This is a genomic window from Hymenobacter sp. HD11105, from assembly GCF_054051685.1.
Window position 1 is genome coordinate 1,215,041 of the sequence record NZ_JBSWBR010000001.1, and the last position, 26,089, is coordinate 1,241,129.

Below are 26,089 nucleotides of genomic sequence, written 5' to 3' on the forward strand. Positions count from 1 at the left end.
GAGTCGCTAGTAAGTAGCTACCAGCCTGCGCCCGCATCCTTGTTCTCCTCAGGTTTAATTAAACGGAACTCCACGCGTCGGTTGAATCTACTGTCTTCCTCCGTTCTTTCCTCGCGCAGGGGCTGCGTACTACCGTAGCCCATATTCTCAATGCGGTTGGGTTTGAGCTTGCCTTTTTGCTCAATGTAATTGCGAATAGCCTCCGCCCGATCCTGCGACAGCGCCATATTCACGTCGGGGTCTCCGCTGGCATCGGTGTGGCCCGAAATGCTGAGCCGGAACGTCGGATGGTCGACCATGAACAACGTAATCTGATCCAGCGTCTTGTGCATAGAAGGCCGGATTGACGACTTACCCTGATCAAACTCAATGTTGCGGAAGATGAGCGGTAAGCGGTAATCGATGGAGTTGGTCAGCAAACGCATTACCGTATCGCCTTTCAACTCAAACTGCTTTTCCACGCTGAAAAAGTCGGGGCTCTGAATCAGCATCACATAGTGTGAACCTTCAATCAAGTCGAAGTCAAATGAGCCATCGGGCCGTAGGTATTTGCTGGCTACCTCAATGCCATTATCGGTGTCAATAATGCTCACAATGCCCCCTAACGGCTTTTTGCTGACCGAATCAGCGAGCGTTCCTTCCACGTGGGTGGTGGCCAACGGCTGGGCCTCCATAGGTAGCGGAAACGAGTAGAGGTCAAGGTTCTTAAGGTCTTTCACCTCAGAGCGAGCATAGTATAAATTTTTTGATTCCCCGTCGATGGTGAAGTAGTATTCTGAGCCCTTGCCGTTTACCAGCGGCCCAATATTGCGGGGTTCCTGCCAGCGGCCCTGCACCCGGTAGCTCTTATAAATATCGAAGTCACCGTAGTTCAATAATTGCCCCCTAGAGCTGAAATACAGCACATTGTACAAAGGGTGAAAAAATGGGCTAACCTCACTTTCGCGGGTATTTACTACCGGACCGAGGTTCTGCGCTTTGTCCCATTGCCCGTTCTTTTGCTTGGCCGTATACCAGATATCCGATAGGCCAAAACCGCCCAAACGGTCGGAAGCGAAGTACAAAGTGTCTTCGCCCCGCGACAAAGTCGGCTGCGAGTCCCAAGCCGGAGAGTTTACATTAGAGCCCAAATTCTTCGGCACCGACCACTGCCCGTCCTTAAACGTAGACTGAAATAAATCGCAATTGCCGTGGCAATTTGGACACTCACAGCGAGCAAAATAAATAGTGCGTCCATCCTTGGTTATGCAGGCCGAACCCTCATTATAAGGCGAGTTGATAGGTTTGGGCAGCGGCTCAGCGTCGGTCCAATAATCTCCTTCCTTGCGCGACGTGTATAGATCTTCGTCTACCACGGGACTGGTAATACCTCGGGTTTTGCGCTTTGAGGAAAATATAAACAAACCTGCCTCGGAGTTCAGTGTCGGGCCGTAGTCTTCGGCGGGGGAGTTGATACCATCACCCATGCTCGTGTACACGCCCTTCGGTGGGTGAAACGTGACAATGTTCTTGCGATACTCCACCAAGTCGTAGTAAGTCTTGAGAGGCACGTACAAGTCTTGGGTTTTCTGCTCCAGCGAATCGTAGTAGAGTTGAATCTTAGTGATGTCGTGGCGGTGGTGCTTCAGCGCCAAGCGGTAATATGCTTTGGCGCGGGCCTCGTCGCCGGTGCGCTCACACAGCTGCGCTAAGCGCCACAGCATGGGTGTATCCTTAGCAAAATTCTCGATGCCAAACTGGTGTACATAGCTCTCCAGCAGCCGACGGGCCTGGGTCCAGTTGCGGCGCTTCTCAGCCCGGTGAATCTCCCTTAACTCCTTTTTGTTCTGATAGTATGCTATCCGATTTACGTTCGGAAAACTAGGCGTGGCATCGGGCCGTAGGCGTAGTTGAGGGGCTTTTTTTCCGCTCAGCGGCCGTACTTGTACCGGTGCGATAGCCGGCTCTTGGGCATATGCAGCCGTCGCGGCCAGAAACCAAAGCAGTAGAGCTAGACGAAACAAGCGAAGCATACGAGTTATTGAACACCAAGTGCTGCTACAATTGCCGCGCCAGACACCAAAAATAGAAGATTTTCAATGTAACTGCTAGCCTATTTCTCTGCCGGATTGGCTAGCTGCTAAACAAGGGTTGTGCCGCCTTGGCTGAACGACGCTTGCCAGTGTTAGTGGCATAGCACTTGCCAAAGCCGTACCTTCGGAGTACTGCTAGCCCTGGGGAGCTACAGCGCGCCGCTTTTCTGCCATTCTGGCACCGCTAGCCTTTCCCCAATTGAATTAATATGAGTGAAAACCGCAATTCGCGTCATTCCAAATCGTCCCTTTTGTTAATGGCCGAAGATCCTGCCGAGATGGTCTCCATCATTGCCACCGATCCTGAGCAGCCCCTTTCCGGACAAGACGCCCCCGACGTTTTGCCCCTGCTCCCGGTGCGCAATACGGTGCTGTTTCCGGGAGTGGTGTTGCCCGTTACCGTCACGCGCAAAAAGAGCATCCGCTTGGTGCGGAAAGCATACCGAGGTAATAAAATTGTGGGCGTTCTGGCCCAAAAGAATACGCAAAGCGACGACCCGGCACTGTCGGACCTGTATGAAGTGGGCACTATGGCCCGCATTCTGAAGCTGTTGGTATTGCCCGATGGCAATACGACCATCATTATTCAAGGCCAAAGCCGTTTCAAAGTTGAAGAAGAGCAGCAGGATAGCCCTTATCTGACCGCTCGTGTCAGCTACTTCCCAGAAACATTCCCTAACAAAACTTCCAAAGAAGTAAAAGGGTTGGTATCGTCGCTTAAGGATGCGGCGGCTAAAATGCTCAAGCTCAACCCTGAGATTCCGCAGGAAGCGCAGGTAGCCCTTGATAACATTGAATCCCCAGCTTTTCTAACCCATTTTCTCTCCTCGAATATCAACGTGGAAGTGGGCCTCAAGCAGAAATTGCTTGAAATAAATGACGGGGTAGAGCGAGGTACGCGACTGCTGGAAATGATGCTGAAGGAGATTCAGCTACTTGAGATTAAGCACGAAATTCAGAACAAGGTCCACACCGACATCGACCAGCAGCAGCGCGACTATTTCCTGCGCCAGCAGATTAAAGTGCTGCAAGATGAGCTTGGCTTCGATGGTCCCGACCAGGAAGTTGAAAAGCTGCGGGCACGTGCTAAGGACAAAAAATGGCCCCCAGCCGTAGCCAAGCACTTCAATAAGGAAGTGGACAAGCTCAGTCGCGTAAATCCGGCTGCGGCCGAGTACCCAATGAGCGTAAACTACGTGGAGTTTCTGCTCGATTTGCCCTGGGCTGAGTACACTAAGGATAACTTCAACTTGGGCCGCACTCGCAAAATCCTGGATCAGGATCATTATGGTCTGGAGAAAGTGAAGGACCGCATCATTGAGTACTTGGCGGTGCTTAAATTAAAGCAGGACATGAAAGCCCCGATTCTTTGCCTATACGGCCCGCCCGGCGTAGGAAAAACGTCGCTGGGACGTTCGGTGGCCAAGGCTTTGGGCCGCAAGTACGTACGCATGAGTCTAGGTGGCGTCCGCGACGAAGCCGAAATTCGGGGGCACCGCAAAACCTATGTGGGTGCCATGCCTGGCCGATTGATCACGCAGATTAAGAAGGCGGGCGCTTCCAATCCGGTTATTATTCTGGATGAAATTGACAAGGTAGGTTCCGACTTCCGCGGCGACCCACAGGCAGCGTTGCTGGAGGTGTTGGACCCGGAGCAGAACTCAACCTTCACCGACAATTACCTGGAGGTAGAGTACGACCTTTCCAAGGTGCTGTTCATTGCCACGGCCAACTCACTGGATACCATTCATCCAGCTCTGCGCGACCGGATGGAAATCATTGACCTGACGGGTTACACGCTGGAGGAGAAAACGCAGATTGCTAAAAAGCACCTCTGGCCCAAAATGCTTCTCGAAAACGGCTTGACTCCCAAAGATGTAAGCATCACGGTGCCAGCCTTGCAGCGCGTGGTTGACGATTACACCCGCGAGTCCGGTGTGCGTAGCCTGGAGCGTAAGCTGGGCGCCGTAGCTCGTAATATCGCTAAGAGTAAGGCTTTAAAAGAGAAGCACGTGGCTGTATTGGAGCCCAAAGACGTAAGTCGAATTCTTGGTGCCGCCATTTTTGACCGCGACCAGTATCAGGATAACGAAACGGCTGGCGTAGTGACGGGTTTGGCCTGGACTTCGGTGGGCGGTGATATTCTATTTATCGAGAGCTTGCTGAGCCGCGGTAGGGGCAAAGTCACGTTGTCGGGCCAGCTGGGCGATGTGATGAAGGAGTCGGCGGTTACGGCTTTGTCGTATCTGCGCAGCCGCGCCGACTCGCTCGGCATCGATTACCGCCTGTTTGACCAATACGATCTACATATTCACTTTCCCGAAGGTGCGGTGCCCAAAGATGGGCCAAGCGCGGGTATTGCCATTTTCACAAGCATTGCTTCGGTCTTTACTCAGCGCAAAATCCGCTCGCACCTTGCCATGACGGGCGAAATTACCCTGCGCGGCAAAGTGCTGCCCGTGGGGGGCATTAAAGAGAAGATCTTGGCCGCCAAGCGTGCCGGTATCCGCGACGTTATTCTCTGCGACAAGAACCGCAAGGACATTCAGGAAATATCGGCCGAGTATCTCAAGGACCTCACTATTCATTACGCTGCGCGCGTCGATGATGTACTAAACGTGGCCTTGTTAGATGAGTTGGTTGCGAATCCAATCAAGCTCATTGTGCGCGACGAGCCAGCACCAGTATTGGTAGGGCCAAGCGTAGAAGTTTCTTAGCAAAGTACGCCGGTTGATATTCTGGCTGGCCCCTAAATACGCCCTGTAGCCCATGTGTTGCTATACCTGTTGGAATATATCCCAGCATGTAAGCATCGACAGATGAGCTACGGGGCGTCTCGTTTATGCAGGGGGCTTTTCTAGATTCTAGCTGTAAATAGAAGCCGAAACGCTGTATCTTGGAACGATGATTTGTCAGGTACCTTACCGCTCACTGCTTGCTTTTATTGGTCTGGTGCTGGGTGGTTTGCTGCTCAGCCAGCCAGCCGCCGCGCAAATCGGGGGACAGCAGGCTTTTAGCTTTTTGAATTTGCCCCCCAGCGCCAAGCTGGCGGGACTAGGCGGCGTCAACGTCAGCTCACGTGATGCCGACCCGACTATGCTTTATGGCAATCCCGCTCTGCTCAATGCGGAAATGGATGGCCGCCTCGCCCTCGGCTACGTCGATTATCTCTCTGATATCAAGCAGAGCACTGCCACATATGTCTTCAATACGAAGAAGGCAGGACGCTTAGGCGTTGGTCTTACTTACCTGAACTATGGCAAGTTTGAGCAGTTCGATGCGGCTGGCACGAGCCTAGGTGAGTTCTCCGTAAATGAGTACGCGCTGGGCGTGTCGGATGCGTATACTAGCGGCAACTTTACCCTGGCCGGCACGCTCAAACTAGCGGTGTCGGGTATAGGCGGCAATCACTCTGTGGCCGCTTTGGCCGATGTTGGGGGGCTTTTTAAGCATCCCACGCAGGACTTTACAGTTGGCCTTACTGTTCGTAATGTAGGCTACCAACTGCGCCCCTACGTGGGGGCCGACCGGGAGCCGATGCCTTTAGATGTCCAAATTGGCGCTTCCTTCAAGCCTGAATATATGCCCGTGCGCCTGTCGCTGACGGCGCACCACCTCCAGCGGCTCGATATTGTGTACCTCGATCCTAATCAGCGAGGTCAGCTCAATGATGCAGGCGAGGAAATCAAACCGAAAAAGACCCTAGGCGATAAGATTGCCCGTCACTTTGTGGTGGGGGGCGAATTTATATTCAGCAAGAACTTTCAACTGCGAGCGGGCTACAACCACTTACAGCGTCGGGAACTGCGGCTGGAAAACACCTCGGCTGGCGCGGGCATGAGCTTCGGGGCGGTGCTCCGTATCAGCGAATTTCAGCTTGACTATACCCGTGCCTATTATCACGCCTCGGGCGCAGCCAATTATATTACTATAGCCCGCAACCTGGATTCTCTATTTAAGAAAAACACTAGCAACTAGCGTTCAGATAGCTTGTATTCTATATTGGTTAACGCCTACCAGCAACATTTCACTACCAATAAGTAGTAGCGGCTAACAGGTTTCCCGCTGATAATCCGTTTACTACGCGAAAAAAGGGTGCCTTAATTTTTTACTCCCTCCTTCTTTCTATGATGCCGTATACTAGTCTCGTTTACGGTTTTCGTTCTGCTTCTGTGCTCACTTCTCCACCCGTGGGTTTCACACCGACCCACCCTTAGTTTATTCCATGATCGAATCAACTTCCTTCCTGACTCCGGCCCAGATTGTGGCCGAACTTGATAAGTATATTATTGGTCAGCACGATGCCAAACGGCATGTGGCTATTGCCTTGCGTAACCGCTGGCGACGCTTACATGCTCCCATCGATATGCAGCGTGAGATAGTACCCAACAATATTCTAATGATTGGCTCTACGGGCGTAGGCAAAACTGAAATAGCCCGTCGTCTGGCCAGTATTGCCGATGCTCCTTTCACCAAAGTAGAGGCTTCTAAATTTACCGAAGTAGGCTACGTAGGCCGCGACGTGGAAAGCATGGTGCGCGACTTAGTAGAGCAATCCGTGAACATGGTTCGCATACGCCGCAAAGAAGAAGTGAAGGTGCAAGCCGCTCAGATGGTGGAGGACATTATCCTCGATGCTCTAATTCCGCCCGTTACTGGTGGGTCCAATATGTCGGTCAAGCCAGCAGCAGGTTTTGGAACCGACAGCAATGCCATGCCCGACAGTGACCACGAACTAAATGAGCGCACGCGGGAGAAATTCCGTCAGAAGATCCGGGCAGGCGAACTCGATGATCGTAAGATTGATATCAAGGTTCAGCAGAATAATACGCCCGGTATAGGAGTTGTGGGCGGACCCGGCGGCATGGATGAAGCCTCGCTGGCCGGATTGCAAGATATGCTAGGGAGCATGATGCCCAAGAAAACCCGCAAGCGCCGTGTTACGATTGCCGAGGCCCGCAAGATCCTCCTCGATGAAGAAGCCGCCAAACTCATCGATATGGATGAGGTGAAGGACGAAGCAATTCGCAACGCGGAGAATGCGGGCATCATCTTCATCGACGAAATTGACAAGGTAGCTAGTCGCAGCGGCAAGGGTGGGGGAGGCCCCGACGTAAGCCGTGAAGGCGTACAGCGCGATTTGCTGCCTATCGTGGAGGGCTCGGCCGTAAGTACCAAGTATGGCGTCATCAACACCGACCACATCCTGTTTATCGCCGCCGGTGCCTTCCACGTAGCCAAGCCCAGTGACCTGATTCCGGAGCTGCAAGGGCGCTTTCCCATCCGTGTAGAGCTACAGAGCCTTACGAAAGATGACTTCTTCCGCATTCTTAAGGACCCTAAGAACGCGCTCACCAAGCAATACGAAGCACTTTTGATGGCCGAAGAGGTGGAGTTGTCCTTTGATGATGCTGCTTTGGAGCGTGTAGCTGAGATTGCTTTTGAGGTAAATGAAGAAGTTGAAAATATTGGCGCCCGCCGACTGCATACCGTTATGAGTCGGTTGCTCAATGATATTCTGTTCGACGTGCCCGACAAGATCGGCGCCAACGCACGTATTCTCATCACCCGGGAACTGGTAGAAGAGCGCCTGCGCGACATGGTTCGCAACCGTGACTTAACGCAGTATATTCTTTGAGAATAAGAATCCTGATTTAACTACGAATTCTTTTTGACGTAACGAGAAAAGGCGGCCCCACGGAGCCGCCTTTTCCTTTATACATTGGAGCCCAAGGCATTTGGCTAAGCTCCTATCCTAACCTTTTGTTGCTGCTTACTTATGCATTACTTCATTATTACGGGGGCTAGCCGCGGCTTGGGCAAAGCCCTAGCCGAAGAAGTACTGCGCCAGCCCGATACAAGGGTTCTGGGAGTGTCGCGCCACGCTACTATTGAGCACTCGCGTTATCATCATCAGCCCCTCGACTTATCCGACATTGTAGCAGTTGAGAACAACCTGCATAAGGTATTTGCCCCCCAGCCCGACGTAACTAGTATTACCCTCATCAATAACGCCGCCGTGTTAGGCGAAATTGGGTACCTGGGTGAACATGCGAATGAGCACTTCAACTTCGTGTTCGACGTAAATGTGGTGGCGCCAGCTATGCTAATGAATACTTTTTTGAGTGCTTACAATGGTTTGGCTGTTCCTCGGAGTATCCTCAATATTAGTAGCGGCGCTGCCCAGCGCGCCGTGGATGGCTGGGGGGCATATTGTGCCTCCAAAGCAGCCCTAGATGCTCTGACTCGTACTGCTCAGAAAGAGCAGGATATTCGGGGCTCTGGCATCCGTATTCGTAGCCTCTCGCCTGGGGTACTTGACACAGCAATGCAGGAACACATTCGTTCGGCAGACCAGCAGCGCTTCAGTGAAGTTGCCTCCTTCGAGCGAATGCACGCAGAAGGGCACTTAGTCGAACCACAAGAAGCGGCTAGCAAGATCGTAGCGTGGCTGCAGCGGCCTAGCAAGACAGGAGAAGAAGTCGTATTGAGAATCAATGATCTAGCCTGAAGTTTATGTATTAGAATACTTTATTCAAATAAAAAGGCCGGCTATACTAGCCGGCCTTTTTATTTGAAACTCCTTAAGCAAGTTATTGTACGATGGTTACAATACCAGAGAAAGGAGCGTTGAGGAACGTTGGATTAAATTCGACGCGTGTACCGTCCTTCAACAGTAAGGCATACGTGAAACGGAAGCCTTCTCCAGCCCGTAATGAAGCCCGCGTGAGGGCAGTACGAGAGCCCCCTTGGGTAGCGCCAGTTGCCCGTGTCAGGCCTTGTATAACTTCGTCGATGGTCAATTCAATCGTAGCTGAAGTTGGAGGAACTGTACGAAGTAATACGGTGGGGCCACCCACGCCTACTGCTGGAGTTGCAGTACCAGTAGGTACATTGAAGCCTACGAACTGACGGTACACTTGTATGGCTTCCACTTCGTTTGGGTTGCCGCCTTGCACCTGTATATCGAAGCGAGCTGTTGCATTGCCTGTGCCTTGTACTTCGGCTAATTTGAAGGCATTCTCAGGCGATACATTGGTATAGATTTGAGGGTATTCTTTAGTGTCGGGAAATGGAAAGTCCGGATCATGCTCGCAACTCGACGTTCCTAACGCCGAAATGACTACCAGCAAAGCAAAAAGAACTTTTTTCATAGTCTTAGTGAAAAATGATGACGCTTATGCCTTTTATAAAGCAAGAGCTTATTTATCCCAGAAAACCTTATCGGTCGTTACGTTCGGCTGCGCAGGAGCATTCTGGTTCGTGAGCAGGTCGTTGTTGCGATAAGTCAGACGAACCGGAAAAGCGCCCGTCTGAACAGTGCCTGTGTATGCAGGCAAGTCAGAATACGGAATGCGCGGATACCCAGTACGACGATAATCTGTGTACACATCCGTGCCCGTGCCATAGTTGGCTATGTACTTTTCCGTCATGATGACGTTGAGTTTAGCCTCATCCCCCACTGCCGCGTCGTACCGAGCCAGCGCCGCGGTAACATAGGCAGTGATAGTAGCAGCAGGAATTTGCGGAACAGTATAAGACTGAGTCGCATCCTGCGGGTTGGTCGTCGTGATGATGGAGTTGATCTTGTTGAATGAAGCTGTTACCGCTTCGCTGAAGGCCGTCCGGGCAGCAGCTTGATTACCTAACACCATCAACTGCAACTCTGCCTCGATGAACTTGCGAGCAAAGAAGGTAATGAAGCGCTGCGGAACGTTGCCCCTAGCGGAGGCACCAGTAGCCCCAGCGGCCAAACCAGCTCCATTGTCATAACGCCCCCCGATTGGGTACAAGCCCTGAAGCGTACGGACGTTCGCATTGTTCGTGTTAGCCTGGGGGCCATTACTGCCAAACTGTACCGTGATGAAACGACCATCTTGATAATCAGCTATTGCGGATGGCGTGTTCAACGTGTACTGATTGAAGAAATAGTAAGGAATCCGCGGATCTGGAGTAGTTCCCCCGGTAGTTCTCATCAAATCATAGAAGAACCGGTTGACCCCATTCTCACGGCCGCTACCCGCGTAATCCCCCTGAAAACCGGGGTGACGGTTCTCAGGGCCACTGCCCGTACCGAAGCGAAACTCGAAATCGTCATCGGCGGTAATCAAGTTCTGCGTCAGCAGGGGCGTAACCTGCGCCCGAACATCCTGCACGAGACGCACCTGATTGTACAGCTTTAGCTTCAGCGTATTGCCCAGCCGAATCCATTTGTCGCGATTACCGCCATAAATCAGGTCATCACCACCTAAGGGCCGGCTAGCATCGGTGCGCTGCAGGTTGGCGATGCCCTCATCGATCAGACGAAACAGGTCAGCATAAATTTCCGCGTCGTCATCAAAACGGGGGGCATTAAAATTGGTGGCCGATGTTTGCGCCCCACGTAGCGCTTCTGAGTAGGGAATGTCGCCCCACACATCTACCATTTGACTGAACACATGGGCCTTTTGAATCTGAGCGACGCCCACGTGAGTCCAAGCATTGGTAGCAGTGCCCTTTTCAATAATAGCCTCGTTGTTAGACAGCGCGTTGGTATACAGACCTTGCCAAGGATTATTGAAGGTTTCACCAGTAAGACCATAGGTGCCGATACGACCATTGGTAATCTGCTGCATGATAGCAGAGGTATATTGGCTTAGGCCTAATACGTTATGACCCAAGTAAATACCCATACTTGCTTGAGTAGTTGTCATGAGCAGATCGATATTGACATCTACCGGGTTAATGGGGTCCGTATTGACATCCAAAAACTTTTCGCATCCAGCTCCTCCTGCCAGCACCGCAATCAGCGCTATGGAAACAGGAATTTTAGATATTTTCATGAGGAGTAAGTTCTAAGTTGAACAAGAAGAACAATGCCTAGAACGTCACGCGTAAGTTGACCCCATAACGCCGCGAAGACGGAGCGTTCGTAAAGTCAAAACCTTGCGCGTTACCAGCACCGTAAGAGCTGGTTTCTGGGTCAAAATTCATGTACTTAGGAAGGTTAGGCGTAATATAAAATAGGTTACGGCCTGAAAAGCTGAGGTTTGCAGCACGGAAGAACTTCGTCTTATCTAGCAGCTTGCTCGGCAAATCATAGCCAAGAGTTATTTCCCGCAGACGAATGGTCGTGGCATCGAAAACGACAAACTCCGAGGCAGCAGCACTAGCGAAAGAGCCCGTACCGAAGTACAAATCGTTATAGGAGATGGCAGTCGTATTTGGGGTAGCACTGCCGTCGCTATTCAGAATGGGTTCGAAGGTGTTGGGATTACCATATACCCCGTCAATCACCACGGTCTTTTCGCGGTCCTCCGTGTCTTTGGTTACACCGCGTAAGTAGTAGCTCTGAATCGTCTGCGACCAGATGTCGCCGCCTTGGCGGTAATCAATCACCCCTTGCAACGTCAAGCCTTTATAGGTGAAAGTGTTGGTGAAGCCCAAGGTAAAGTCTGGGTTGGGGTTCCCGATAACATCAACGGTGGGCGACACAATCATGCGGCCGGTAGCTTGGTTGATGAGAACCTTGCCAGTCTGTGGGTCACGTGCGGCTACCGAACCAACTAATAATCCGTAAGGCTGGCCAGGACGATGGATTGATTGTGGATCTGAGAAAAAGGCTCCTGTCAGACCATTTAACTGCTGCTGCACTCCTTCTGCCAGTTTCTCAACAATGTTGCGGTTGCGGGTGAAAGCGCTGAATGTGCTCCAGCGGAACCCGCCTGCATCAACTGGCACTACCGTTAGGGCAACTTCAACGCCTTTATTGGAGACTTCCCCAGCATTGGTAAGGAATGAAGTGAAGCCAGTGGCAAAGGGCAGCGTCAGGTTGATGATCTGGTCAGTAGTACGACGATCGTAGTAGGTACCACTCAGAACGATGCGGTCAGAGAAGAAATTCAAGTCAGTGCCGAACTCGACTTCCTTGGTAAATTCGGGTGTCAATTTAGGGTTGCTCACCCGTCCGCCCCGTGCTGCGCCAGCCACTCCGTTGAAGGGGAATGCTATTGAGGCAGCGTTATTGCCAAAGGTTGGGTTAACTGTGAAGACATTGTTGAGTGCGTTAATGGGGGCATCGTTACCGGCTTTAGCCCAGCTGGCACGCAGCTTACCCATGTTCAATATGTTCGACTGAATACCAAAGGCTTCGGTAAAGATTAATGAGCCGCTGAAGCTCGGATAGAAGAATGTGTTGCTGCCTGGTGAGAGTGTAGATGACCAGTCATTACGACCCGTTGCATTCAGGTAGATGAAATCCTTATATCCCAACGTAACGTCACCTAGTACACCAAACAGGCGACGTCTCTGCTGAATCGTCCCATTTTGGGCTACGTTACGAGTATTGGTAATGTCGTCGATATCAAATAGAATATAATTGGTGCCGAGTACGGAAGAGTTGTTGTAGACGCGTTGGTTAACGTTATAGCCTGTAATAGCACGTAAGCTGATGTCCTCCGTAAGGTTTTTATTGAACGTCAGCAGCGCTGTGCCTTCGAGCTCGGTATTCGTAATGTAATCTTGAATAATCTGGCCCGTACCGTTGGCACCTGCCGAGCCAGGACGAATTACGGAGCGACGCTTATCGTTGTAGGTGTTAACCCCACCAGTAAAGCTGAAGCTCAACCAATCGGTGAAGTCGTAGCCCAGATTCAAATTACCCAAAACTCGGTCAACCCGCGAATTATACGTATTGTAACGCACCGACCAGTAAGGGTTGTCTGCCCCTGGTTGTCCTGTTAGCCAGCCTAATTCTGAGCCACGAGTAACTCGGTTCTCATAAGGTAGTCCCGAGAGGTCGAGGTTACGTGGCAGGAACAGCAAACGATTTAGGAAAGAAGCGTTACCAACAGCGTTGGCAGCTCCTAGGGTTGGTCCGTTCTGGTCGCTATTCACATAGGTTACGTTGGCGCCTATCGTGAGCTTATTGAACTGACCCGAGCCCCCTGTGCTGATGCTTGTGCGGTCAAACCTCGACTCCGGAATCATACCTTCTTGGTCGGAGCGCGATAACACAGCCGAAAACTTAGCATTTTCACCCGTGCCAGCAATGCTTACCGAGTTTTCAAACAGCGTACCTGTTTGAAAGAAGTCCTTTACGTTGTTATTAAACGCTTGATAAGGATAGCGCGCACCAACAAACTCCGGGAACGCTTGGTTGAGCCGTGTTACATCAAACGGATGTGGTACGTCGACAGGCGCTTGTGTGCTTCCAAATGCTGGACCCCACGAGCCGTTCGCTTGTGAGTAGACGCCATTACCGCCTGAGCCGTATTTATTTTGAAACTCAGGTAAACCCGATATCTGGTCGGCCGAGAAAGAGGCATTATAGGACACTTGCAACCCTTTATCACCACGATTGCGGCTACCAGTTTTTGTGGTGATTACGATAGCGCCGTTTGCGGCCCGCGAGCCATACAGCGCCGTAGCGGCAATACCCTTGAGCACGTTGATGGACTCGATGTTGTTGGGGTCAATATCAACGGCACGGTTGGAATAGGGAGCACTGTTGCCAAGTGAACTAACCGATTGATCTGAGCGATTGTCGAAAGGAATGCCATCGATAACGAACAGCGGCTGATTTTCATTAAGCAGCGACGAGTTACCCCGGATGGTGATACGAGTTGATGAACCAGGAGCACCGCTGGAGCCACCAATATTGACGCCCGTCACTTTCCCCTGGAGGGTTCGCAGCACGTCCGGCTCCGATTTCTGCACCACTTGTTCACTTTGGACCTCTGAAACAGCATATCCAAGCGCACGTGATTCACGCTGAATGCCCAAGGCCGTCACCACGACTTCGCTCAGTTGCTTGGTGTCTGTACCTAAGGCTACATTTATTTGATTATCCGTACCAATTGGCTGATTGACAGTGATATAGCCAATAGAGCTGAAGGTAAGAACACCACCACTAGCCGGAACGGTTAGGGTGTAGTCGCCATCGGCGTTTGTAGAAATGCCATTGGTTGTGCCCTGAAGCAAAACCGTGACTCCAGGCAGACCTTCCCCGGATTGTCGATCAGTGACCCGTCCGGAGATAGTCCGGGTTTGAGCCGTGGCTTGCTGTAGCAAGGTGAACATGAGCAAGATGCTCATGAGTAAGATTTTTTTCATGCACCAAAGTTTTTGAAAGTGAAAGTCTCTAGTGTTGACTATGACTATAATGCTAAAATAATTAAACTTTCAATGATTATTGCTAAAGTTAGACATGGCACTTTACCCATCATCTATATGGTATTTGCATTCAATAAGTTTCAATTTTTTTATCCAATACATTAGTGTTCAGCTTGTTTGACTACAAGCAATTAGAGGTGAGTGTAAATGACACATACGATTTGTTTCCCGTTGCTTGAGCTTTTTAATAATTTTAAAAAAAGTTTGGCACGATAAAAAAGGCCCCTCAGAATGCTCTGGGGGGCCTTTTTTATCGTGTATAATAGTAAGTTTTAGATTAATGCCTTATCGCTTGATTACCAAACTGTTTGATGCTAATGCTTAAGCGGCTTAAACAGTTTCATGCTTGTTAATGATGGTTTATCTACTTATACACTCAGTCAAATATTAGCCAGATGTAACTGAACAAAAAAAAGCCCTGGCTATACAGCCAGGGCTTTCTAAAAGGACCTTATCAGACTAGTAACCAGGGTTCTGGACTAGGTTAGGATTTTGCTGAACATCAACTTGAGGAATAGGCAAAACAGCTCTTTCTGCGCCATAAGCAATACGGCTGGAGTTGCGCTTGTAACGCATCAAATCGTAATAGCGGTGACCCTCAAAAGCAAGCTCCAAACGACGCTCCAATAGAATAGCTTCAATTAGTGCTGCTTTGTCAGCAAAGCTAGCTACTGTGTAAGAAGGAGTAGTATCGGGCTTTGAACGGTTGCGCACTTGATTCAATAAAGTGATTGCTTCTGCACTTACACCTGTAGCAGTTTGAGCTAGTCCTTCTGCACGGTTCAACAGCGTCTCAGCATATCGTACAATCGGCACATAGTCAGCCGAAGTTGCAGCGTACTTGCGGGTAGAGATGAGAGGAGTGCTTGTCGAAGTTGGGATAGTGGTAGGCGTCAGCAACAGCAAACGGCGACGGTCATCCGCAGGGAACAAGTTGGTCGGTATCAAGGCATAAGGGTTGACGCTTATGTCAGCGCGACGGCCATAATGCTGTCCTAGAGCGTTGTTCGTATTCGGGTTATCTGCTACGTTCATCGCCACAGAGAAAATGGACTCTGGGTTAGAGAATGTAGCTTGAGCGAATGGAACAGCGGGAGTGGCGGCTAGTGTATGGCGGGCTCCAGTTACAACCTCACCAGCTAAGCGAGCAGCATCAGCATACTGTCCCTTGTAGAGGTAAATACGCGACAACAAAGAACGGGCTGCATCCTTAGTAGCGCGCGCAGTTTTGTCGAAGTTGCTCGTATAGGTCTCTGGTAGGCCTGCAATAGCATCTGTCAAGTCAACCTCCATTTGAGCATACACTTCCTTTACTGTAGAGCGAGGCTTCAGTTGGGTCGCGTCGAATGCTGTGGAAGCATCAGGAGCCTCAAGCTGTAGCACTACGCCAGGGTGAGATGCATCAGCCGTAAAGTTGTACGGTTGTGCAAAGAGGTTTACCAAATGAAAATATATAAGAGCCCGAATAAACTTGGCTTCGCCTATATACTGTGCTTCTAACTCTGGTGATACTCTACCTGGGTTTTTGGCTATGTTCTGTAAAAAGAAGTTAGCTCCATAAAGGCTCCGATAACCACCAGTCCAAGCCAACCTGACCGTATTATCATTGGCTAGAGCATTGAAAGTGGACATGTTGCCAAAAAAAGTGGCAGGATTGGTGTCATCGCTACGTATATCACTGTATATCAGCGCTCGACCACCCAAAAATTCGGCGTTTTGCAACTGGTCGTACATTCCGGTTGCAGTTTTCTGAATACGATCGGGATTAGCGAAAGCTTCTTCAGGAGTAAGTGCATTCGGGGGTGTTTGTTCTACAACGTCTTCACAGCTGGTGACTGTGGCGAGCAGCATGGTGCAAAAGACGAGCCGCCGTAAAGTGGAATTATATGACATGATTTTGGAAGGGAGCAAAATTAGATACTCAGGTTAAGGCCGAAAGTGAAGCTCCGAGTTGGAGGTACTGAGCGGCCATCTACACCATAGGAGATATTACCAGCATTATTGGCTGCATTCACGTTGGTGTTTACTTCAGGATCAAGGCCTTTGTACTTTGTGAATGTGTACAGGTTTTGAACAAGGGTATAAACACGCACACTATTCAAGCCTAAGCGCTTTACTAAAGGAGCTGGTAAGTTATAGCCTAAGCTTGCCTGACGTATGCGCAAGAAATCACCTTTCTCTAACCAGCGTGTCGAAGCTTGAGTAGATACTGCATCGCGCAACACTAGCTTTTGAATATCAGTTTCCTGGCCAGGAGTAGTCCAACGGTCCTTTATTTCCTCCGAGTTGTTTTGGAAGTTATTGCTTAGCAAAGCTGAACGGTAACCATTATAGATGTAGTTGCCCATGCTATACTGCAAGAATATGCCTAACTCCAAGCCTTTGAAGGCAAACGTATTATCGAAACCGCCAAAAAACTTAGCATAGCCAGTTTTGCCATCCTGGTATTTGAAGTCAGCTGCACCGATAGGAGTAGTGACATCACCATTAGCATCTAACCAACGGCCAGTAGTGAAAATAGGGCTTGCTGCTGTGCCACCACGCACAGTATAAGCAGCATCATACTGCTTTATGTTGCCATCCTTATCATAGAACTGAGCATTACCATTTTCAGGATTTACACCAGCCCATTCAGGAAGGTAATAAATGCCAAGAGGCTTCCCAACGCTTGCTCTCTGCGTAGCTGATATAATATCATTGGGAGTTGCAAGCTCAGTTACACGGTTCTTTATGATCGAGCCGTTGATAGATGACGTCCAGGTAAAGCCGTTTTCTAACTGAACGTTAGTCGTGTTCAACGTCAACTCGTAACCACGATTGTACATGGAGCCGATGTTACGGTTGATAGAAGCCAAAGGAACACCGGTGGTTAGCACTACAGGGGCTGCCAATAGAAGACCGCTAATGTCGTTGTTGAAGTAGTCAAAAACGATGTTTAAGCGGTTGTTCAATAACGAAGCATCAAATCCAACATCAAGCTTTTTTGACGTCTCCCATCCAAGGTTAGGATTACCTACTTGTGTGATGGTAAACCCGTTCACATCTGCATAAAGGCCACCACCAGCTAATGTACGAGACGCAAAATTGCCTATGCCATTAGAGTTTCCTACTAAGCCATAGCTAGCACGAACTTTCAAGTCATTTATTGCAGAAATATTCTGGAGGAACCCTTCCTCCGAGATACGCCAGCCTACCGAGCCAGCAGGGAATACACCCCGGCGGTTGGCGGCTCCGAATGCAGAGGACTCATCTGCACGCAACGAGAAGTTAGCGTAATACTTATTGCTAAAGCTGTAGTTAGCGCTGCCGTAGTATGATTTGAATCCTAGTGCCGACAACTGCCCTCCACCAGGAGCCTGCGATGAGAAAACGTTATCAATGATAGACTGAAACTTTTCATCGGAGAAGCCACCAGCAACTGTATAAATACGGCGCAGCTTTGTCTCTTGGTATTCAATACCCGCAATTAACCCTACCGTGTGGTTCTCACCGAAAGTACGATCATAGTTGGCGTAGTTTTGCCAGTTATACTGGGTACGGTCAGTGTTATAATCTTGAACTAAGCCAAGCTGGCCAGGACCAAGTATATCACGGCCTAAGCCGCCGAGAATACCACTGCTGTATTGTTCTTCAAAGTTAGTGGTATAGTCAATACCATACTTTGTTGTAAGGTATAGCCCCTTGAAGGGCTCTACTGTCAGATAACCATTACCAAGTGTACGCTGCGACTCGTTATCATTTTTGTTCAACGAAAGTGTAGCAGGAATATGGTAATAAGCGTTTGGAGCAATTGAATTGTTTGGAATGGTATTATTTCCGTTACCAAGGTTACCCAGACTATTCACGTAATACGTGCCATCAGGGTTGAATACAGGAACGTTGGGTGGAGCTGTATAACCAGAAACCGTAGCGCCAGCTAGTGCATTCTCACCGTTGATGCCTTGGTTATACGTTCTCGCATAGTTAAGGCTAACACCTGACTTCAACCATTTAGTAGGAGTCAGATCAAGGTTTAACCGTCCGGAACCGCGCCGCAGGCGGTTTTTCATGATGATACCTTTCTGATCGTTCCAGTCACCTGAACCGTAGTATTTGGCAAATTCGTTGCCACCTGATAAGGCTACTTGATAGTTTTGCTGGGTACCGGTCTGGAAAATCTCATCAATCCAGTTGGTTTCATCATCAATTCCATCACCATTCACATCAACTGGCTTCGCAATGTCGATAGGATAAGTGGTATTGACTGTACCGTTTGAGCTGCCGAAACGGCTATTATTAGCTTTCTCGTTGCTAATGGTAACGAAATCAGCTCCATTCAATACGTTTGGTCGACGAACAGCCTGCTGAACACCAAAAAACGAGTTAACCGAAACTCTATTTTGGCCAGACTTACCACGCTTAGTTGTAATAACAATTACGCCGTTAGCAGCACGTGAGCCATAGATAGCAGAGGCTGAAGCATCTTTCAATACAGTAACCGACTCAATATCATTTGGGTTGATATCAGCTAATGGATTGTAGCGAGTGCTAAGCGCATTGCCTTGATCAGAAGTGTTCAGTGGAATACCGTCAATTACGTAAAGCGGCTGCGAGCTACCAGAAATAGAGTTAGCGCCCCGTATGCGTACCGCTGCTTGATCACCCAAAGTACCGCTAGTCGTATTAATGCTTACGCCTGCCATACGCCCTTGTAGGGCCTGATCAACGCTTTGTACAGGTTGTAGAAGTAGTTTTTCTTCCTTTACCTGTGCTATTGAACCCGTAATGTCTTTAACTTCCTGCGACCCACCGTAGCCGGTTACCACTACTTCGCTAAGCGCTTTAGTGTCTGCTCCTAGTCCAATGTTGATTTGGCTGTTAGTGCCAATGGGTTGCTCTGTAGTAACAAATCCAATAGAGCTAAAAGTCAGTACGCCGCCTGAAGCTGGAACTGACAGTGTGAAGGTGCCATCTGAATTGGTCGAAACACCATTGGTGGTACCTTTTAACAAGACCGTTACCCCTGGAAGCCCTTCTCCTGTTTGGCGGTCTGTAACCCGACCAGAGATGCTTCGATCTTGTGCGCTCACCTGCTGCAACAGAGTGAACATGAGCAAAAAGCCCATTAGTAAGATTTTTTTCATGCAATAGATTGATTAAAGATGTTAAAAATGAGAGACCAAGATAAGCATAATTCAAACTTCTTAACATTATAATAACAAGTGTTTGGGCACATTAAAACAATAGAAAAGCTATATTTTTCACTATATGGGGTATATTTATAATCAAACTGTTGTTATTCAAAACCTTGACCAAGAACGTTTTACAACAATTAAGTAGTTTTTTCTAAACCTGATGATTTTATAAATTAATGTATACACTCACTAATAATTAATGAAATAAAAAAGCCCCCCAGAATTTCTGGGGGGCTTTTTATGTAAGCAGTTGGTTAGTAACCAGGATTTTGCTGGTCTCTAAGTGTAGGATTGACAGACACTTCAATCGATGGAATAGGCCATAGGAAGAAAGTGTTATTATATGCCACTGGTGCAGTGCTGCCCGTTATTGTGAGCGGAGTCCGACACGCATAGTTTGCAAGCACTGCTTGCGTGTTCGCAAGCTTACGTGGGATACCATTCGTTCTGAAATCAGGGTCAACAGCCAAGCGATGAATATCATCCCAGCGGAAACCCTCTGCGACAAACTCAATACGACGCTCATTCAAAATAGCACCGATGAGAGCTGTCGTAGTAGGAAAGGAGGCAGCAGTGTAGCGCTCTGATTCTACTGTAATCGCACGATTACGAACCGCATTCAACAGAGCCAAGGCACGAGTAGTGTTGTTTGCACGTGCTTCTGCCTCCGCTTGGTTCAGTATTACCTCTGCATAGCGAACTATTGGAGCATAATCTGAGCGTGTTAAAGCATCACGGTATTTGCGCGTGAAATAACGAGTAGTCGTAGCTTGGGTAAGCTCCGTACGTCTCAAATCTGTGCACGACCAAAAGGGCGCATTATACAGAATTGGGCTTATAGCAATCAAACCACGTCCACCGATACCTGCTGGAGGCTGGGCGTCCGAACCAAACATAGCTGGCAATGATCCGTTGACTCCAGGGTTGTCATCACTACTATTTTCAATCGAGAATATATTCTCGGCTGTAGTGGTTGCACCACCAGGGAAAGCTGCTTGAGGAGTAGGTGCTAAGGCGTAGGCTCCAATTGCGCTAGTAAAGGGAGCAGCCGTAGAAATCATTTTGTTTCCTTCTCTGATCACCTCAGCGTAGTTTCCTTGGTGCAGCCGAAGACGTTGCTTCAAGGCAATAGCAGCTCCTTTGGTAGCCCTAGTTACTTTGGCAGATCCTGCTCTAGTTGCCGGCAAGTTGTCTTCAGCAAACTGAAGGTCTTCAAGCATCTTAGTGTACACATTCGCAACTGTACCACGACCCACCGATTTTGCTTCCTCTACCTTGGCGATAGAGTTAAGAGCGGTTTCTCGGTAAGGAACACCAGGGCTACTTCCTTGGCCATCCGCATAAGGTTTAGCAAAATTAATTACCAATTCATGATAAGCTAAAGCCCGCAGGAAGCGAGCTTCCCCTTCGTACACATTTGCCTGCTCAGCAGTGATAACTCCGCTTGTGCTAGCAGTGCGTACGCCTTCAATTGTAATATTAGCTTGGTTAATCAACCCATATAGAGTTGACCACATGTTTACAACGTTCGGGCTGGCTGGGGTGATTTGGTTTGAATAGACAATACCAAAGAAGCCAGCTATATCAACTACGTCTTCTCCACGGATATCACCAAGCTCTTGTGCCGCAGCCCCAAAAGGATAGCCACGTACAGCAACGGCGGTACCATTCAAAGGATCATAGAAGCCCGATTGTGCAGCATTGTACAAACCAGTAACTGCTAAGTTAATATTAGACGTGCTTGAGAATGCTGCTTCTTCAGGCAAGCTATCTTTGGGTTGAAGGTCTGTTACCTCACAAGCGCCCAAGCCAAAAGACAGAAAAGCTGTCAGAGCAAGCAAGCGAACTCGGTGAGGAAGAAATGAAGGCAAAATATTATTCTTCATAAGAAAGCGAGATTAGAAAGCTACGTTTAAGCCCACTGTGTAAACACGTTGCTGTGGGTTGCTGTTGAAATCAACACCAACTTCTGAGTTGGCAGTGGTATTAGTAGTAGAGTTACCATTCGAATCAACTTCTGGGTCAACACCACTATACTTAGATACTGTAAACGCATTCTGTACCTGACCATAAATGCGTACTCGAGACAAGGCAGCTACACCAACAACTTGCTTAGGTAGCGTGTAACCCAGAGTCACGTTCTGCAAGCGTAAGAAATCACCTTTCTCAACGAAACGAGTTACAGAAGCGTTATTCAAGTTAACGAAGTCTGAACTGAGGCTCCGCAGCTTTGGAACGTTCGTTACCTGCCCTGGAGTAGTCCAACGATCGAGAATCTCGGTACCATTATTCAAGAACTCCTGACGAAGTAACTGCTGACGCGTTACGTTCATGATTTTATTGCCTCCAGAGAAACGGAAGAAAATCGCCAGGTCTAACCCTTTGTAGCTGAACGAGTTGTTAACACCACCAAACCAAGTTGGGTTGGTATTTCCCAAGATGAAACGATCCTGAGCAGCACTCAAAGATGATGTAGGAGTATTCAGTGCAGCATTTGCGTTGCCGAATACTATGGGGCTACCTGGATTGCTTGGATCGTAAGCATAATACTGGCTGTTATCGACGTTACCCTGTACAAAGGTTCCATCACCCTTGCGATAGATAGGGTTGCCGTTAGCTGCATTTACGCCCTGATAGTCATAGCCATACAGTGCACCAATAGATTCCCCAACACGGTTGATGTTGTAAGGAAACAAAATGTCTTCGTTGTTATTAAGTTCCAGTACTTCGTTCTTGTTAGTAGCGAAGTTGATGTTAGTCGTCCAGTTGAAGTCTTCGTTGCTGATATTTTGGGTGTTAATACCGAGCTCGAAGCCCTCATTGCGCATAGCACCAATGTTATCGAAATAACGGTTATTAGGAATACCCAATGATACTGGAGTTGGCACACCTAGAATCAAGTCGTCAATATCATTCCGATAATAATCGGCTGTCAAAGTAAACCGATCATCAAGGAAGCCAAGATCAATACCTATGTCCTTTTTGTTGGATGATTCCCAACGAAGATTTTGGTTGCCCAATTGGCCGCCAATGTTGCTGCCAATGTTAGCACCATAGCCAATACCGTTTTGAGTGCCATATTTAGCAGGACCGAATAGGTTCTGATAAGGGTAGTTGCCAATCTCAACGTTACCAACCTGTGCGTAGCTGGCCCGAATCTTCAAATCAGATACAATTGCTCCAAGAGCAGATCCTTTAAAGAAAGGCTCTTGAGAAATACGCCAGCCTACCGAACCACCTGGGAAGTAACCGCGACGATTATTTTCTGGTAGAGCTGAAATGGCGTCGTTACGAACGGTAGCACTTAACAGGTAACGATCTTTGAACGAGTAGTTGATGCGACCGAAGTAGGAGTCAAACCCAGTTTCAGCGAAGCTACCACCAACTGTTGGCGTGCCAATAGTATTGTTAATAAGTCCTTCTGAGCCAAAGAAACGGTCAGCAAGGCCGGTGCCTGTAGCCGAATACGATTGAGTACGAGTTTTCTGGTATTCTACCCCTACAACGGCTCCTATCTTGTGAACGTCACTAAAGATTTTATCGTACGAAGCTGTGTTTGACCAGTTCCAACGCTGAGTTGGAGCAAATTGCTGAAATACTAAACCTCCATTACCCAATCCGTCACCGTGACGTGGGTCATTAAACTGAAAATCGTTATTTAAGAAAAGGTCAGCTCCATACTGAGTGCGCAGACGTAGACCTTCAAATGGAACTGCTTCAGCAAATACATTACCTAGAATACGGTAATTAGTAGCTTCATACTTGTTGTTTTCAATTGCAAACAACACGTTTGGATAGTTGAAAGCAATATTCTGTGTGTTGCTGCCACGACCAATCAGAGCTGGACTCGTTGTGCTGATATAAGGTGTGCCATCTGGGTTCCGAGCTGGAATATTAGGGAATACAGATAGGGCGTTAGTTACGTTACCTGAAAGACCATTACGGCCAGTATTCAAGCCTTGGTTTTCGTTACGCGTTAAACCTAGGTTCATACCTATGTTAAGCCAGCTTGCTACCTCCTGATTCAGATTCGAACGGAAGGTTGCCCGCTTCAAAGAGTTGCCAAGAATAACTGCTTCTTGATCAGTATAGCCAACGGAGAAGTAATAGTTCGTTTTCTCTGTAGCGCCTGCAACTGATACAACGTGGTTTTGCTGAAATCCTTTGCGGAAAATCAAGTCCTGCCAGTCAGTACTTGTATTCAGAACATTACTTCCTTCTGCATAAGGAAAAGCTTGGGGAGCCTGACCAGCATTAGCAAATTTTTCGTTATTGATCTCAATGAACTGATCCGCATTCAATACATCATAACGCTTCGTAGTTTCAGCTATACCAAGCCAGTTATCGTAGCTAATAGTGGCTTTGCCTAATTTGCCTTTCTTCGTTGTGATTAGGATTACACCGTTAGCAGCACGTGAGCCATAAATAGCGGTTGAAGAGCCGTCCTTCAACACTTCGTACGATTCGATGTCGGCAGGGTTGATGTCACCGAGTGGGTTGTTAGGTGTTACACCACTTTGGTTGCCTGTGATTACTGGAATGCCATCTACAACAATCAGTGGGGAAGCACCTGAGGAAATTGAGTTCGTACCACGAATACGGATACGGGGCGCTTGGCCCAAAATGCCAGAAGGGGTAGTTACTTGTACACCCGCAGCCCGACCAGCTAATTGCTGATCAAAGCTAGGAGTAGCTAGATTAGCAATTTCCTCTCCTTTAACAGAGGAAATAGATCCAGTAACATCCCGGCGCTCCTGCGTACCATAGCCTGTTACGACTACTTCACTAAGTTGCTTGGTGTCACCGGCTAATGCTACATTCACTTGGCTATTTTGACCAATCTCTCGCTCTATTTGAATGTAGCCGATTGAGCTAAATACTAATGTCCCACCCGTGCTAGGAACGGTTAGAGTAAAGGTACCATCAGAGTTAGTTGAAATGCCGTTAGTAGATCCTTTCAATAGGACTGTTACACCGGGCAATCCTTCTCCCGTCTGTCGATCAGTGACCCGACCAGAGACATTCCGGTCCTGAGCCGTGGCTTGCTGTAGCAAGGTTAACATGAGCAAGATGCTCATGAGTAAGATTTTTTTCATGCAAAAAGGGTTTGGGTAAGTAATTAAAAGTGAAAATGAATTTCGTACCGATAAAAATAGGGATGATTTGTATAAAACAAGACCTTAAGTCAGTTTTTAAGCTGATTAAATTGAAGCACTAATTGGATGTACACACATTAAAACATTTTTAATATAATATGAATCATAAATATTATTGTAAAGTTTATGTTTAGATAGTCTGGTTATTAAGGGGTCTTTATATAGATTTTATCTCATCTCCTTTTTGGTAAGGAAGAAAAATCATTATCAGATTCAGCATCTCACTTCGCGTTTCCATTAAATCCTGTGATATTATAGTCTGAGGAGGCGAAAAAGGGTTGTTTGAATTACCGCTTGTATTATCATAAGTGCCTTCAGCTCTTATGATCGAGCCTTTAGGTATTTTAATTAACTGGCGAAACTGATAAGATTCCTGCCAACGAAAATCCCATTCGGGTATACTTACTAATGGAATCTCTTTACCTTCAGGAGTAGTTGCCCATGCTTTGAATTTTTTGCCAATCAAATGCATATGAGGCCACACATATAGCAATGACAAATCGGTACTTGTTTCAAGTTGCACTCCAAACTTCTTGACGCTATCCGCTGGAATAATTAAAGGTGGATCGATCTTACCTATGCCTCCAGAGCCAAGACTAACTCCTTGAATCACACGCTCAATAGGTGATTTGGCAAAATAAAGGTTGATCTGTGACCAGTCCAATGTGTCTGCCGCAGACGGACCATAGTGGACGGTGAGTAATATGACACCCCGTCGAGGCATCGTAAAGCCTATACCTGCTGGAAACGTTTGGCGGCTGGCACCTGGAATCCAGCCACCGTAGTAAACCATCGTTTGCATGAGAGGCTTAAACTCATGCAGGTTGGTAAGAAATTGATCTGAAATTACATAGTCTTGCCCTGAGTTGATGTCAAGCTCGGGGCCAACATACTGCACGGCAAAGTTGGCGTGGTGTAGTAGACGACGATTGCCAGGTATGAATTCAACTGCCTCAATGGCCTGGTCGGCGGCAAGCTCAAACGGTATTTTGAACATAACGAAGTTCTCCATGCCGTTGCCTTTGATGGCAAACGCCTTTTTGGGGCGGTAAACCAAATCAGGTTTCCTTTGGGGGGCATTTTTCACAGCAGCCGAAGCTGCTATTGCCTTCGGGCCACGAGGTGTGCCTCTGCTGGTCCACTGCTTGATTAGCGTTATTTCCTTTTCGCTCAATCGGCGCTCATTAGCAAACGATACATAGTGCGGATCAGCTTTCCACGGAGGCATGTATCGGCTCTGCGTAACAGACTGAATTGTACGGGCCCGGCGCGCCACATCCTCGAAAGTGAGTAGAGAGAAAGGGGCTGCACCATCAGGCTTGTGACAGGGCGCACAGTTTGCCTGGATGATTGGTGCAATATGTTGCGTGTACGTTACTAGGTTTTGCCCCCCAGCACTAACTCTAGCTACTATTATCAGCAGCATAACCTGCATCGGCAGACGTAAACGGTAGCTCAGAAATTTTTTTATAGTAGTAATTAGCTGAGGGAAGAGAAGCATTGAGAACTGCGCTATAAGCGCTACAACTTACTT

The 26,089-nt window shown here is 48.4% G+C and carries 13 protein-coding genes; 4 read left to right on the plus strand and 9 right to left on the minus strand.

Going from position 1 to position 26,089, the window contains the following annotated elements; all coding sequences use genetic code 11:
* Nucleotides 1–17 precede the first annotated feature (17 nt).
* Nucleotides 18–2,012 (minus strand): OmpA family protein, encoded by a 1,995-nt coding sequence (locus tag ACW9KT_RS05375; protein WP_457078338.1) that lies wholly within the window; start codon nt 2,010–2,012, stop codon nt 18–20.
* Nucleotides 2,013–2,281: 269 nt separating this feature from the next.
* On the opposite strand from ACW9KT_RS05375, the gene lon reads away from it, so the two are divergent.
* The 4 genes from lon to ACW9KT_RS05395 all read left to right on the plus strand — a co-directional run bounded on the left by lon (nt 2,282) and on the right by ACW9KT_RS05395 (nt 8,583).
* Nucleotides 2,282–4,789 (plus strand): endopeptidase La, encoded by a 2,508-nt coding sequence (lon, locus tag ACW9KT_RS05380; protein WP_457078339.1) that lies wholly within the window; start codon nt 2,282–2,284, stop codon nt 4,787–4,789.
* A 187-nt stretch (nt 4,790–4,976) separates the two neighbouring features.
* A complete protein-coding gene (porQ, locus tag ACW9KT_RS05385; protein ID WP_457078340.1) occupies nt 4,977–6,050 on the plus strand; it encodes a type IX secretion system protein PorQ in 1,074 nt (357 codons plus the stop codon).
* A 247-nt stretch (nt 6,051–6,297) separates the two neighbouring features.
* Nucleotides 6,298–7,710, plus strand: a complete 1,413-nt coding sequence (hslU, locus tag ACW9KT_RS05390) for an ATP-dependent protease ATPase subunit HslU (RefSeq protein WP_457078341.1) — start codon at nt 6,298–6,300, stop codon at nt 7,708–7,710.
* Nucleotides 7,711–7,851: 141 nt separating this feature from the next.
* Entirely contained in the window at nt 7,852–8,583 is a 732-nt protein-coding gene (locus ACW9KT_RS05395) for an SDR family NAD(P)-dependent oxidoreductase (protein WP_457078342.1), read from the plus strand.
* 82 nt (nt 8,584–8,665) lie between these two features.
* Here ACW9KT_RS05395 and ACW9KT_RS05400 read toward each other — a convergent pair whose 3' ends face one another.
* From ACW9KT_RS05400 to ACW9KT_RS05435, 8 genes are all read right to left on the minus strand, one after another.
* Nucleotides 8,666–9,226, minus strand: coding sequence for a hypothetical protein (locus ACW9KT_RS05400; protein ID WP_457078343.1), 561 nt, complete (start codon nt 9,224–9,226; stop codon nt 8,666–8,668).
* A 48-nt stretch (nt 9,227–9,274) separates the two neighbouring features.
* Nucleotides 9,275–10,894: a SusD/RagB family nutrient-binding outer membrane lipoprotein gene (locus ACW9KT_RS05405; protein WP_457078344.1), complete on the minus strand. Its 1,620-nt coding sequence runs from the start codon at nt 10,892–10,894 to the stop codon at nt 9,275–9,277.
* Nucleotides 10,895–10,931: 37 nt separating this feature from the next.
* Nucleotides 10,932–14,165 carry a SusC/RagA family TonB-linked outer membrane protein gene (locus ACW9KT_RS05410; RefSeq protein ID WP_457078345.1) on the minus strand — a complete coding sequence of 1,078 codons (3,234 nt, stop codon included), beginning with the start codon at nt 14,163–14,165 and terminating at the stop codon, nt 10,932–10,934.
* A gap of 519 nt (nt 14,166–14,684) precedes the next feature.
* Nucleotides 14,685–16,076: a RagB/SusD family nutrient uptake outer membrane protein gene (locus tag ACW9KT_RS05415; RefSeq protein ID WP_457078346.1), complete on the minus strand. Its 1,392-nt coding sequence runs from the start codon at nt 16,074–16,076 to the stop codon at nt 14,685–14,687.
* A gap of 62 nt (nt 16,077–16,138) precedes the next feature.
* On the minus strand, nt 16,139–19,348 hold the full coding sequence (locus ACW9KT_RS05420) for a SusC/RagA family TonB-linked outer membrane protein (protein ID WP_457078347.1): 3,210 nt from the start codon (nt 19,346–19,348) through the stop codon (nt 16,139–16,141).
* Between the two features lie 305 nt (nt 19,349–19,653).
* Entirely contained in the window at nt 19,654–21,285 is a 1,632-nt protein-coding gene (locus ACW9KT_RS05425) for a RagB/SusD family nutrient uptake outer membrane protein (RefSeq protein WP_457078348.1), read from the minus strand.
* A gap of 12 nt (nt 21,286–21,297) precedes the next feature.
* Entirely contained in the window at nt 21,298–24,495 is a 3,198-nt protein-coding gene (locus ACW9KT_RS05430; RefSeq protein ID WP_457078349.1) for a SusC/RagA family TonB-linked outer membrane protein, read from the minus strand.
* Nucleotides 24,496–24,712: 217 nt separating this feature from the next.
* Complete coding sequence (locus ACW9KT_RS05435) at nt 24,713–26,056, minus strand: c-type cytochrome (protein WP_457078350.1); 1,344 nt, start codon at nt 26,054–26,056, stop codon at nt 24,713–24,715.
* Nucleotides 26,057–26,089: the final 33 nt, after the last annotated feature.

Bases quoted from the DNA above. Each gene is read 5' to 3' on its own strand.
- ACW9KT_RS05375 (WP_457078338.1), bottom strand. From the start codon at position 2,012: ATGCTTCGCTTGTTTCGTCTAGCTCTACTGCTTTGGTTTCTGGCCGCG.
- lon (WP_457078339.1), top strand. From the start codon at position 2,282: ATGAGTGAAAACCGCAATTCGCGTCATTCCAAATCGTCCCTTTTGTTA.
- porQ (WP_457078340.1), top strand. From the start codon at position 4,977: ATGATTTGTCAGGTACCTTACCGCTCACTGCTTGCTTTTATTGGTCTG.
- hslU (WP_457078341.1), top strand. From the start codon at position 6,298: ATGATCGAATCAACTTCCTTCCTGACTCCGGCCCAGATTGTGGCCGAA.
- ACW9KT_RS05395 (WP_457078342.1), top strand. From the start codon at position 7,852: ATGCATTACTTCATTATTACGGGGGCTAGCCGCGGCTTGGGCAAAGCC.
- ACW9KT_RS05400 (WP_457078343.1), bottom strand. From the start codon at position 9,226: ATGAAAAAAGTTCTTTTTGCTTTGCTGGTAGTCATTTCGGCGTTAGGA.
- ACW9KT_RS05405 (WP_457078344.1), bottom strand. From the start codon at position 10,894: ATGAAAATATCTAAAATTCCTGTTTCCATAGCGCTGATTGCGGTGCTG.
- ACW9KT_RS05410 (WP_457078345.1), bottom strand. From the start codon at position 14,165: ATGAAAAAAATCTTACTCATGAGCATCTTGCTCATGTTCACCTTGCTA.
- ACW9KT_RS05415 (WP_457078346.1), bottom strand. From the start codon at position 16,076: ATGCTGCTCGCCACAGTCACCAGCTGTGAAGACGTTGTAGAACAAACA.
- ACW9KT_RS05420 (WP_457078347.1), bottom strand. From the start codon at position 19,348: ATGAAAAAAATCTTACTAATGGGCTTTTTGCTCATGTTCACTCTGTTG.
- ACW9KT_RS05425 (WP_457078348.1), bottom strand. From the start codon at position 21,285: ATGAAGAATAATATTTTGCCTTCATTTCTTCCTCACCGAGTTCGCTTG.
- ACW9KT_RS05430 (WP_457078349.1), bottom strand. From the start codon at position 24,495: ATGAAAAAAATCTTACTCATGAGCATCTTGCTCATGTTAACCTTGCTA.
- ACW9KT_RS05435 (WP_457078350.1), bottom strand. From the start codon at position 26,056: ATGCTTCTCTTCCCTCAGCTAATTACTACTATAAAAAAATTTCTGAGC.